This is a genomic window from Paraburkholderia sp. RL17-368-BIF-A (genome assembly GCF_046054045.1).
Taxonomy (GTDB): Bacteria; Pseudomonadota; Gammaproteobacteria; order Burkholderiales; family Burkholderiaceae; genus Paraburkholderia; species Paraburkholderia graminis.
This window is the reverse complement of record NZ_JARESN010000025.1, coordinates 24,733-36,949: the sequence shown is the minus strand read 5'-3', so window position 1 is coordinate 36,949 and position 12,217 is coordinate 24,733. Positions and strand designations below refer to the sequence as shown.

The following is a 12,217-nucleotide window of genomic DNA, read 5'->3' as shown; positions in this document are numbered from 1 at the left end:
CGATGAAAAAAAACGGCACCGCGGTGCCGTTTTCTTTGCCTGCGAGCCGAGCGGCGCGCAACGAACCTAAACCAGCCTCAGATAAATCAGCTCACGCTTGATATACGCATAAAAGATCGGCGCGGCGACCACGCCCGGCAGACCGAACGCGGCTTCCATGACGAGCATCGCCACGAGCAGTTCCCACGCGCGCGCCTCGATCTGTCCGCCGACGATCCGCGCGTTCAGGAAGTACTCGAGCTTGTGGATCAGGATCAGAAACGCGAGCGACATGACCGCGGCAGGAAAGCTGACCGACAGCGCGACCGCCACGATAATCGTGTTCGAAATCAGATTGCCGATGACCGGCAGCAAGCCGACGATGAACGTGATCAGCACCAGCGTTTTCGACAGCGGCAACTGGTCGTGAAACATGGGCAGCACGACCAGCAGGAAGATGCCGGTGAATACCGCGTTGATCGCGGAGATTTTCACTTGCGCGAACACAATGCGGCGAAACGCGTCGGCGAAACGCGTCACGCGCGTGACGAACGCGGTGGACAGCGGCAGCCGCTGCATATGCTTCTGCGCGCTGACCGCGATAATCGCGCCGATGATCATGCCGATCAGAATGTGCGTGAACGCGCGCGCCGCCGTCTTGCCGCTTTGCTGGAGCATGTTCGCGTGCGTCTGCATCAACTCGCCGGCCTTGGCTTTCATCTGCTCGGTGTCGACCGGCAGAGAGCTCGCGATGAATTGCGGAATCCGGCCGCGCGCCTGATCGATCAGTTGCATCGCCTGGTCGAGCAGCTTCTGCACGCTCGGCACGTCGTTCTCGAAGTGCTCGATGACGCCGAGCGTGAGGCCCGTGAGCGCGCCCACGATCACCGTCGAGAGAATCACGACCGCCAGCCAGCGCGCCCGCCCGCTCGACATGTGCCGCTCGATGCGCGGCGCGATGGTATGCACGAGCTGGAACACCAGCAGCCCGGCGAGCAGCGCGCCGAGCAGCCGGAGCTGGATCACCGCCCACATGCCGAACAGCATCAGCACATAGCTGCCGATCTCGACCGCCGAGAGTTTCGGCAGGCTCATATTGCTGGTCAGCCTGACCGGGCGTGGGCGCAGGTCCTGCACTTGCCCTTCTTCGCTCGCCTGATTCCGCTTGGCCATGGCTTATCCGTCTCCAACCCGTGTTGTGCAGCGTTACTTTTTACTGGCCGCGCGTTTCAGCAAAGGCGCCAGGTATCTACCGGTAAAACTTGCTTTGGACTTCGCGATCTGCTCGGGCGTGCCTTGCGCGATGATCTGGCCGCCGCCCGCGCCGCCTTCCGGACCCATGTCGATGACCCAGTCGGCAGTTTTGATTACATCGAGATTATGCTCGATGATCACGACGGTATTACCCTGGTCGCGTAACCGATGAATAACTTCCAGCAGCAGCGCAATGTCATGAAAGTGCAACCCGGTCGTGGGTTCGTCGAGAATGTATAGCGTGCGACCGGTATCACGCTTGCTCAGTTCCAGAGATAGTTTGACGCGCTGCGCCTCGCCGCCCGACAGCGTGGTCGCCGACTGCCCCAGCCGGATATAGCCGAGGCCCACGTCGAGCAAGGTTTTCAGCTTGCGCGCGACGACCGGCACCGGCCTGAAGAACTCGTACGCATGCTCGACGGTCATGTCGAGCACTTCGCTGATGTTCTTGCCTTTGTACTGCACGTCGAGCGTTTCGCGGTTGTAGCGCTTGCCGTGGCAGACGTCGCAAGGCACGTACACGTCCGGCAGAAAGTGCATTTCGACCTTCAGCACGCCGTCGCCCTGACAGGACTCGCAGCGGCCGCCCTTCACGTTGAACGAGAAACGCCCCGGGTCGTAGCCGCGCTCCTTGGCGGCGGGGACGCCCGCGAACAGTTCGCGGATCGGCGTGAAGAGGCCCGTGTAAGTGGCCGGATTGGAGCGCGGCGTGCGGCCGATCGGCGACTGGTCGACGTTGATCACCTTGTCGAAATGCTCCAGTCCCTCGATCGACTCGTACGGCGCGGGCTCCGTGGACGACCCGTAAAGGTGATGCGCGACCGCCTGATACAGCGTGTCGTTGATGAGCGTGGATTTGCCCGAGCCGGATACGCCGGTCACGCACGTCAGCAGCCCGACCGGCAGATCGAGCGTGACGTGCCGCAGATTGTTGCCGTGCGCCTCGACGATGCGCAGATGCCGCTCGTCCGGGTCCTTGCGTTCGTCCGGATACTCGATGGTGCGCGCGCCGGACATGTACTGCCCCGTCATGGAGGCCGCATTGGCCTGCACCTGCTTCGGCGTGCCCTCGGCGATCACCATGCCGCCATGCTCGCCCGCGCCCGGACCCATGTCGACCACGTAGTCGGCCATGCGGATCATGTCTTCGTCGTGCTCGACCACGATCACCGAGTTGCCCAGATCGCGCAGATGCTTGAGCGTGGAGATCAGCCGGTCGTTGTCGCGCTGATGCAGTCCGATGGACGGCTCGTCGAGCACGTACATCACGCCGGTGAGGCCGGAGCCGATCTGCGACGCGAGGCGAATGCGCTGCGCCTCGCCGCCCGACAGCGTTTCGGCGCTGCGTTCGAGCGACAGATAATCGAGCCCGACGTTGTTCAGGAACATGAGCCGCGCGACGATTTCCTTGATGACCTTGTCGGCGATCTCGCGCTTCGAGCCTTCGAGGCGCAGCGTCTGGAAGTAGCCGAGCGCATCGCGCAACGGCCAGCCGCTGATTTCGTAGATGCCGCGCGCGTCGCCGTCCGCGCCGATCCGCACGAAGCGCGCTTCGCGGCGCAGCCGCGTGCCCGCGCACGCGGGGCACGGCTGATTGTTCTGGTACTTGGCGAGTTCCTCGCGCACCGCGGCCGAATCGGTTTCGCGGTAACGCCGTTCGAGATTCGGAATGATGCCTTCGAACACATGCTCGCGGACCGATGCGCGCCCGCGCTCGTTGATGTACGAGAACGGAATTTCCTGCTTGCCCGAGCCGAACAGCAGGATCTTGCGGACCTTTTCCGGCAGGTCTTCGACGGCGGTGTCGATGTCGAAATCGTAGAACGCCGCGAGGCTTTGCAGCATCTGGAAGTAGAACTGGTTGCGCCGGTCCCAGCCCTTCACCGCGCCCGCCGCGAGCGACAGCGACGGATGCGCGACCACCCGCTTCGGATCGAAGAAAGTAATCTGGCCGAGGCCGTCGCATTCGGGGCACGCGCCCATCGGATTGTTGAACGAGAAGAGCCGCGGCTCCAGTTCCTGAAGCGAATACGAGCAGATCGGGCACGCGAACTTGGAGCTGAACAGATGCTGCTTGTCCGTGTCCATTTCGAGCGCGATCGCGCGGCCGTCGGCGAGACGCAGCGCGGTTTCGAACGATTCCGCGAGACGCTGCTTCATGTCGGGACGCACCTTCAGGCGGTCCACGACCACGTCGATGGTGTGCTTGTCGTTCTTCTTCAGCTTCGGCAGCGAGTCGACGTCGTAGATCTTCGCGGCGCCTTCGTTGGCCGTGCCGCCGCCCGAGCGCACACGGAAACGGATGAAGCCCTGCGCCTGCATTTCCTCGAACAGTTCGACGTGCTCGCCCTTGCGGTCGGCCACGACCGGCGCGAGGATCATCAGCTTCGTTTCGTCCGGCAACGCGAGCGCCGCGTCGACCATTTGCGACACGCTTTGCGCCTCGAGCGGGATTTCGTGGTCCGGGCAATAGGGCGTGCCGACGCGTGCGAACAATAGCCGCAGGTAGTCGTGAATCTCGGTGACGGTGCCGACCGTCGAACGCGGATTATGCGAGGTGGCCTTCTGCTCGATCGAGATGGCCGGCGACAGGCCCTCGATCAGATCGACATCGGGCTTTTCCATCAATTGCAGGAATTGACGCGCGTAGGCCGACAGGCTTTCGACGTAGCGCCGCTGTCCTTCCGCGTAGAGCGTGTCGAACGCGAGCGACGATTTCCCCGAGCCGGAAAGACCGGTAATAACGACGAGCTTGTGACGTGGTAGGTCGAGATTGACGTTCTTCAGGTTGTGGGTGCGAGCCCCACGAATACGGATTTGTTCCACGGATTTATTCCATGAACTGCGGAAAGAGGAAGAGGCTAAACCTGCTACTATAACGACTTTTCAAGGCCGCCGTTACGGCTTCCTGACGGCCTCAACAAGGCCTTAGGCGTGCTGTAAGACTGCGGCCAGGCGCTGCGGCAAAAATCTAACTGGGGCCGTTTTCCGTCAGTGCAAGGCGTCTCCCGGGAAAGCCGTCCGGCCGTGCTGCCCGGTCCGCGACCAGCTCATTCAAAGAACGCTTCCGATGTCCAATCCGTCCGCCACATCTTCACGCATGAGCGCGCCTGAACTGCGCGCGACCGTGTCGCTTGCCGCCATCTTCGCGCTGCGCATGCTCGGTCTCTTCATGATCATGCCGGTGTTCTCCATCTACGCGAAGACGATTCCCGGCGGTGACAACGTGCTGCTCGTCGGCATCGCGCTCGGCGCGTACGGCGTCACGCAGTCGATGCTCTATATCTTCTACGGCTGGGTTTCCGACAAGGTGGGCCGCAAGCCGGTCATCGCGACGGGGCTCCTGATCTTCGCGCTTGGCAGCTTCGTCGCGGCGGGCGCGCACGACATGACGTGGATCATCGTCGGCCGGGTGATTCAGGGCATGGGCGCGGTGTCGTCGGCGGTGATTGCTTTTATCGCCGACCTCACCGCCGAAGAGCACCGCACGAAGGCGATGGCGATGGTCGGCGGCAGCATCGGCATGTCGTTCGCGGTCGCGATTGTCGGCGCGCCGATCGTCTTTCATTGGGTCGGCATGAGCGGGCTGTTCACGCTGGTCGGCGTGTTTTCGATCCTGGCCGTGGGCGTCGTGCTGTGGGTCGTGCCCGATGCGCCGAAGCCCGTGCATGTGCGCGCGCCGTTCGCCGAAGTGCTGCACAACGTCGAACTGCTGCGCCTGAATTTCGGCGTGCTCGTTTTGCACGCCACTCAAACGGCATTGTTCCTCGTCGTGCCGCGCATTCTGGAAGCCGGCGGCCTGCCGGTCGCGTCGCACTGGAAGGTGTATTTGCCGGTCATGGGACTGTCGTTCGTGATGATGGTGCCGGCGATCATCGCCGCGGAAAAGCGCGGACAGATGAAAACCGTGCTGCTCTCCGCGATTGCTCTTATCCTGTTCGGACAGTTGTTATTGGGCGTCGCTCCGCATACGATTCTGAGTGTGGCGGCCATCCTCTTTGTGTACTTTCTCGGCTTCAATATTCTCGAGGCGTCGCAGCCTTCGCTCGTGTCGAAACTGGCGCCGGGCAACCGCAAGGGCGCGGCTGCCGGCGTGTACAACACGACGCAGTCCATCGGTCTCGCGTTGGGCGGCATGATCGGCGGCTGGCTGTTGAAAGTGGATGGCCCCAGCACGGTGTTTTTTGCGTGCTCGGGGCTCGTCTTATGCTGGCTTATAATCGCCGCAAAGATGAAACAGCCGCCGCGCAAGGCCTGAAGAATTTCGCGGCGCACGCAGCATATTCGGGGCCTATCCCGGCATCACCCAGAACTCACCCGGCGGCGGGCAGAGGCGCATTCCGATCCACGGCCCGCAGGCCATGAGACGCGAACCGCGAATTGCCGCGCCGCCCGACATGGAATCAACAGGAGAAACTCATGGCATCCGTGAACAAGGTCATTCTCGTCGGCAATCTCGGAGCCGATCCGGAAGTCCGTTATCTTCCGAGCGGCGACGCAGTGGCGAATATCCGCCTTGCCACGACGGATCGGTACAAGGACAAGGCATCCGGCGAGATGAAGGAAGCCACCGAATGGCATCGCGTGTCGTTCTTCGGCCGCCTCGCGGAGATCGTGTCCGAATATTTGAAGAAAGGATCGTCGGTCTATCTGGAAGGACGTATTCGCACCCGCAAGTGGCAGGCGCAGGACGGCACCGACCGTTACTCGACGGAAATCGTCGCCGAGCAGATGCAAATGCTGGGCGGCCGCGGCGGCTCGATGGGCGGCGGCGATGAAGGCGGCTATAGCCGCGGCGAGCCGTCGGAGCGCAGCGGTGGTGGCGGTGGCGGCGGCCGTGCGATGTCGGGCGGCGGTTCCCGTGGCGGCAGCGGCGGTGGCGCTGGTGCTGGCGGCGGTGGTGGTGGTTCCAGCCGTCCGAGCGCGCCGGCCGGCGGTGGGTTCGATGAGATGGATGACGATATTCCGTTCTGATCGGCCCGTAGCGCAAAGCCAGCAAAACCCCGCTTCCTCGCGGGGTTTTTTCGCTTCAGCCGTCGTCACCGCCCCAAATGCGCCAACGCATCCCGCATCGGCGCACTCGAAATCATGATCGGCCCGGTCAGCGGCGTATCGAGATCCACGATCACATAAATAGCCGACGCAATCGACACAGCCCCGAGCGTAATCGTCACTAGCGCCAGCGCGTTGCGCGGCGCGATCAGCCCAAAGCTCAGGAAGATCACGCAAAGCCAGAACGTCAGCGTCTTGAAGAACGGCTGCGAAATCGAGCTATGCGCTTCCTCGATAATTTTCCAGCGCGCGTCCACGACGCGGCGAAACTGCGTGAGGCTGTCGTCGAGTGCGTGTTGTTGCAGCGGGTCATGCGCGCGCAGTTGCCGCAATTGGCGGCCCACCGACGTCAGCAAATCTCCGAGCCGCACGTTTTCCAGTTTCTGCGAGTTGTCGGGCGAGCCGAGGTTTTTCGGGTAATCGCCGGCCGGCGCCGGCTCGCGCGGCCATGTCGATGCAACGGCCGCCGCCGTGTAGACGCGCAACAGCTTGCGCGCCGCGTCCGTGTCGCTGCCGTACTCCCTGAGCGTCGTGTCCAGTTCGATGATGTCGGCGGCGTAGGTGCGCAAATCGTTCGCGGCCGTGTCGAAGCTCGATTTCGCCGACGCCGTCATCAGACCCAGCACCAGCGCGGCGAACGTCACCAGCATGCCGATCACTAGTTGCACGAGTTGCACCGTTTCGTGCGCCTTGTGCTCCTCGGGCAGCAGCGGCCGCAGCCATACGCCAAAACCCGTCGCCACGAGCAGCAGAACGAAAACCAGCAGAGCCGAGCCCATTTCCGACATAAAAGTGCTCCCAGTGGCGCTCGCGTCGACAGGCGGCATCCGGCTAGCGTGCCACGAACCCGGCGGGCCCGCCATGCGGCGCTTCGAGGCCGGTTGCCGTCGTCGGAATGTTGATGCGACGCAAACGCTTGCGTCATCACCATAAAGTTTCCAGTTATTTCGCCGTAGTCCCTATCTGTGGCATTCGCTTAAATTCTGACAAAAGTTGCGGACCATGCCGAACGGGCTTGGGCGCAGCACGCGTGGCCGGGCACATTTTCACTGAGTATTCGGTCAGGCAGCCCAAATGGAGACTAGCCCGATGCTGAAAAACCTGTCGATTCGCAGTTGCCTTACCTTGATGATCGCGTTCTTTGCCGCCGCGCTGCTGCTGGGCGCCGCGGCCGGGCTTCTGTCGCTGCGCTCAAGCAACGCGTCGCTGCAGCAGATGTACACCGTGGATACGCCCGCCGTCGCCGATCTTGAAGGCAGTGCCGGCCAGTTGCTGCGGCTGCGTCTCGCGCTGGCCACTTATTCGTCGCTGGTGGATCTGAACGACCAGGACGGCGCGAACGCCGTACTCAAGCGCTTCGATCAGTATCAGAAAGCGTCCGACGAACGCCTCGCCCACTATTTGAGCCGCGCCAGCGCCGACGAAACCGAGCAGCGGCTGATCAAGGACATGCAGACGAAGCGCGACACGTTCCTGCACGAAGGCGTGGAACCGGCGTTCGCCGCGTTGAAGGCGGGCGACCATCCCACGTTCCAGCAATTGCAGGCGCGCAAGCTGCCGTCGCTGTACAGCGCCTATGAAAAAGCGATGCTCGCGCTCGAACAGTTGCAACTCGATCACGGCGCGCAGCGCTATCAGAGCGCACAAGACCTGTTTTACGCGATCTGCGTGACGGTGGCGGTCGGCATCGTCGTGTCGCTGCTCGGTTCGCTGATCGGCCGCGCGGTGCTGGTGCGCGCAATCGTGACTCCGGTCGATGCGACCATCGCGCAGTTCCAGCGGATCGCGAATGGCGACCTGACGGGCCGCATCGTCGTGACGAGCAACAACGAAATGGGGCGCCTCGCCGCGGCGCTGCGCAAGATGCAGGAATCGCTGATCGCGACGGTGACGTCAGTGCGGCAAGGCACGGAATCCATCGACAGCGGCGTGAGCGAAATCGCCGCCGGCAATACGGATTTGTCGCAACGCACGGAAGAACAGGCTGCGTCGCTCGAGGAAACGGCGGCGAGCATCGAAGAGCTTACTTCGACGGTCAAGCAAACGGCGGACAACGCGAAGCAGGCGAGTTCGCTCGCGCAGGGCGCATCGACGCTCGCTGCTCAGGGCGGCGAACTGGCGGACAAGGTGGTCGGCACGATGCACGAGATCGTCGACGACTCGCGGCGCATTGCCGACATTGTCGGCGTGATCGAAGGGATCGCTTTCCAGACCAACATTCTCGCGCTGAACGCGGCCGTCGAGGCGGCGCGTGCCGGTGAGCAGGGCCGCGGTTTTGCGGTCGTCGCGAGCGAGGTGCGTTCGTTGGCACAGCGAAGCGCCGCCGCTGCGAAGGAGATCAAGGCGCTGATCGACGCGTCGACGGCGCGCGTCGAAAACGGCTCGCAACTGGTCGAGCGCTCGGGCTCGACGATGAGCGAAATCGTGCAGGCGATCTCGCGTGTGAGCTCGATCATGGGCGAGATCGCGGCAGCGGCAACCGAGCAGAGCGCGGGTATCGACCAGGTGAATCTCGCCGTCGCGCAAATGGATGAAGTCACGCAGCAGAATGCCGCGCTCGTCGAGCAAGCCGCGGCGGCCGCGAGTTCGCTGGAGGAGCAGGCGAGAAGGCTGACGTCGGCGGTGGCTGTGTTTCAGACGGAGGGTGGTTCGTCGTCGCGGGTCACGGCGGCGTTGGGGCGCGGTAACGGTAACGGCGTTGCGGCTCAGTTTGCCGCAAGCGAGGCGGATGAGTTCGCCACGGCTTGATGCGTTTGTGAGCGGTTTGGCGGGTGAGGCGAGGTAGGGTGCGTCAGGTGGCGGCGCGCTGTGCCGCACCGCACGGCGAACGAACCGCGAACAACGCACCGCCAGCAACGCACCGCGAACAACGCACCGCGAACAACGCACCGCGAACAACGCACCGCGAACAACGCACGTCCTCTGAAGCCCGCCTTACTGCATAGCCGCATAATACTTCGCAAGACTATCTATCTCCGCCGACGTCATCTGCCGCGTCACATTGCGCATCTGCTCATTGATGTCGTTGCGACGCACGCCTGAAGCAAACGCCCGCATTTGCGCGGCCAGATAAATCGACGACTGCCCGCCGAGCCACGGCGCCGACCCTTTGCGGTCGAGCTGTCCGTGGCACGCCGCGCACGGCGCGATATTGCGCTGCGGATCGCCCTGCATCGCGAGCCGCACCGCGTTCGCATCGGGCGTGCTGCCGGTGGGCGACACTTCCGCCGCCGGACCTCGCGGCAGCGACGCATAGTAAGCGGCGAGATCGTGCAGATCCTGATCGCTGCGGGCCGCGACGATCGGCTGCATGATCGAGTTTTGCCGCACACCCTGCTGATAATCGCGCAACTCCTTGTAGACCACATCAGCATATTGACCCGCCAATGCGGGCGCCGTGACCTGCACGGTGCCGAGCACGCCGTGGCACATCGAGCAGTTCTGCGTCGCGATCGTCGCGCCGCGCCCGATCGAATCCGCGTCGGCCCGCACGCGCCGCAACGGCGGCAGCACGACAACGTCGCTCGGCGCCGGGCCCGCCACGTTCGCGCCGCCATACCAGCTCGACGGCGCGCCCGCCGCGCCGCAGATGGTTGCCCACAAGCCGCGGCCCGCGAACGCGCTATTCGCCGAAGGCAGCCAGACAAAGCCGATCAGTATCGCGATGACGGCAATCGCGAGCGTGCCGCCGACGCTCACCGTGAACCACGGGTTGCGCAAGCTGAAGACGCGTTCCTGATTCATCGCTGGGCTCCGACGACGACCGCGGGCACCGAAGTCTGCGGCAGTTTGAGCAATTGAACGATGGGCACGCTGTAATTGACGACGGTCAGGCCGATCATCAATGCGACCCACAAGCCGAAGGTATTCAACGCGGCCGGCACGCGTTCGACCGGATGAACCGCGCTCGCGAAGCGGAAGCGTTGCTGCTCAACCGCGGGCCCGAACTGCGACTTCGCGAGAATGTAGATGAAGAGCGCGCCCGATACCGCGAGAATCAGGCCGCCCACTGCCGACACGCCGACCCAGAACGCCTGCGATTCGAGACCCGGCATCTTGTAGTCGTAGTAAGCCATGCGGCGCGGCGCGCCGAGCAGGCCGACGTAATGCCACGGCAGCGTGACCACCAGCATCCCGATGAACCATAGCCACAACTGCGTGCGCACGAGCTTCACCGACACGATCGCGCGGCTCGTCAGTTGCGGCCACAATTCATAAGCGATCGCGAAGTACATGATGACGATCGCGCCGCCGAAAATCAGATGGAAGTGGCCGGTGACCCACTGCGTGTTGTGCACCGTCGAGTTCAACTGATAGCTCATGTTGATGAGGCCGCCCGCGCCGCCGAGCCCGAGCATCACGAACGAGAACGCGATGACGAGCATCATCGGATTCTGCCAGGGCAATGCCGTGAGCCAGCCGAACGCACCTTTGCCGCCGCGCAGCCTGCCGGCAATTTCCACCGACGCGCAAATCGTGAACACCGTCAGCAGCGTGGGCACCGACACCATTCCGGTGAAGACCGCGTGCAGAAACTTGAAGCCCGAGCCGACCTGCGGATCGACAAACAGATGGTGAATGCCGATCGGCATCGCGAAGACGAGAAACAGAATGAACGACACGCGCGCCATCGAATCGCTATAAAGCCGCCCGCCGATGGCTCGCGGCACCAGCGTGTAGTACGCGATGTATGCGGGAATCAGCCAGAAGTAGACGATCGCGTGCAGCGTCCACGAGAACAGGATGCGCGAAAGGCCGGCGTCGATCGTATTGGTGAGGCCGAGCGCGACCGGCAGAATCTGAAAGAGGATTTCGAGCGCCGCGCCGACCGCGGTCCACGCCCACAGGTACGCGCCCGCAACGTTGGCGAACATCGCAAGCGGCACCGGTTTGCCGGGGTTCGCGCGCCTCCAGATGCGCAGATTCACGTGCATCAGCGCGACCCAGATCCATGAGCCGACCACCACCAGCACCACGCCGAGGTAATAGAAAGGGCTGCCGATCATCGGCGGATAGAAGGTGTAGAGCACCGAGGCTTTGCCGAGTGCCACGGGCACCATCGCCATCACCGCGCCGACCGCCAGCATGATGAACGCGGCCCATGCCCACTTGAGGCCGGCGAGGCGCTGCGCGAGCGCAAGCTCGACGATGGCATAACCGAAGCCCATCGACACCAGCGTCGGCAGCACGTAGGCCATCACCGAGCCGTGCGCGGTCACCGAGCGGTAGTAGAGTTCCGGGTCGCCGATCCAAGGCGCGAGCGGGCTGCGCACCAGCATCTGCCAGGCGCCGAGAAAGAGCGCAATGATGAACGCGATAAAGGCGAGCCAGAAATGCGCGAGAACGAGTCGCTTAGCGTGAAACACAGCTCAGCCTCCGTGTTTGTCGGGCCTGCTCGAAGAAGGCCGCTTTGTCGATCACCTTCACATGCGCCCACATCGCCTGATGACCGAAGCCGCAGAACTCGTGACAGGGCATGGTGTGATCGGCGGGCGCGTCGAAGCGCGTGTTCAGCGTCGCGACGTAGCCGGGTACGACCATCGTGTTGATGTTGGTGTCGGTGACGAGCAGGCCGTGCACGACGTCGGCGCTCGTCGTGCGGATCGTGATCGGCGTATCTGCGGGCACAAGCAGGCACTGCGGCGTGAACGAATACTGCTGCGCGATGAAACGCACGATCACGGAGCCGTCCGGCTCGACCGCGCTGCCGAGATTGTTTTCGACGAATTCGCCCGAGAGTTGCAGGCGCGACGGGTCGATGGTTTCCACGCGCGACGGCGGCATCATCGCCCAATGCAGTCCGGAGTACACGATCACGGCGAGCATGAGTACGATCAGCGCGCTGACGAAGATCGCCCAGCGGCGTTCGGCGCGCAGCGCGACCGCGTGGCCGCTGCCTGGTGGATGTTGAGGTTGCGGTTCGGTGGACATG

The 12,217-nt window shown here is 63.4% G+C and carries 9 protein-coding genes; 3 read left to right on the top strand and 6 right to left on the bottom strand.

All coding sequences use genetic code 11. The features are described 5' to 3' along the window. Positions 1-66: 66 nt before the first annotated feature. Together P0D87_RS29070 and uvrA are read right to left on the bottom strand one after the other, a co-directional pair. Positions 67-1,152 carry an AI-2E family transporter gene (locus P0D87_RS29070; RefSeq protein ID WP_006048012.1) on the bottom strand — a complete coding sequence of 362 codons (1,086 nt, stop codon included), beginning with the start codon at positions 1,150-1,152 and terminating at the stop codon, positions 67-69. A 33-nt stretch (positions 1,153-1,185) separates the two neighbouring features. Further along, a complete protein-coding gene (uvrA, locus tag P0D87_RS29065; protein ID WP_006048011.1) occupies positions 1,186-4,059 on the bottom strand; it encodes an excinuclease ABC subunit UvrA in 2,874 nt (957 codons plus the stop codon). Positions 4,060-4,303: 244 nt separating this feature from the next. On the opposite strand from uvrA, the gene P0D87_RS29060 reads away from it, so the two are divergent. Continuing rightward, entirely contained in the window at positions 4,304-5,491 is a 1,188-nt protein-coding gene (locus P0D87_RS29060) for an MFS transporter (RefSeq protein ID WP_029969720.1), read from the top strand. 161 nt (positions 5,492-5,652) lie between these two features. Beyond that, on the top strand, positions 5,653-6,207 hold the full coding sequence (locus P0D87_RS29055; RefSeq protein WP_006048009.1) for a single-stranded DNA-binding protein: 555 nt from the start codon (positions 5,653-5,655) through the stop codon (positions 6,205-6,207). Positions 6,208-6,272: 65 nt separating this feature from the next. On the opposite strand, the gene P0D87_RS29050 is transcribed toward P0D87_RS29055, so the two are convergent. Further along, positions 6,273-7,073 (bottom strand): bestrophin-like domain, encoded by an 801-nt coding sequence (locus P0D87_RS29050; protein ID WP_053857488.1) that lies wholly within the window; start codon positions 7,071-7,073, stop codon positions 6,273-6,275. 301 nt (positions 7,074-7,374) lie between these two features. Here P0D87_RS29050 and P0D87_RS29045 point away from each other — a divergent pair, with 301 nt between their 5' ends. Further along, positions 7,375-9,033, top strand: coding sequence for a methyl-accepting chemotaxis protein (locus P0D87_RS29045; protein WP_053857489.1), 1,659 nt, complete (start codon positions 7,375-7,377; stop codon positions 9,031-9,033). Between the two features lie 186 nt (positions 9,034-9,219). On the opposite strand, the gene P0D87_RS29040 is transcribed toward P0D87_RS29045, so the two are convergent. From P0D87_RS29040 to P0D87_RS29030, 3 genes are read right to left on the bottom strand one after another with little or no spacing between them, the layout of a single operon-like run. After that, complete coding sequence (locus P0D87_RS29040) at positions 9,220-10,029, bottom strand: c-type cytochrome (RefSeq protein WP_053857490.1); 810 nt, start codon at positions 10,027-10,029, stop codon at positions 9,220-9,222. Beyond that, positions 10,026-11,651: a b(o/a)3-type cytochrome-c oxidase subunit 1 gene (locus P0D87_RS29035; protein WP_006048005.1), complete on the bottom strand. Its 1,626-nt coding sequence runs from the start codon at positions 11,649-11,651 to the stop codon at positions 10,026-10,028. Before P0D87_RS29035 ends, P0D87_RS29040 begins: the two co-directional genes overlap by 4 nt. Then, positions 11,638-12,216 carry a cupredoxin domain-containing protein gene (locus P0D87_RS29030; protein ID WP_006048004.1) on the bottom strand — a complete coding sequence of 193 codons (579 nt, stop codon included), beginning with the start codon at positions 12,214-12,216 and terminating at the stop codon, positions 11,638-11,640. Before P0D87_RS29030 ends, P0D87_RS29035 begins: the two co-directional genes overlap by 14 nt. Position 12,217: the final 1 nt, after the last annotated feature.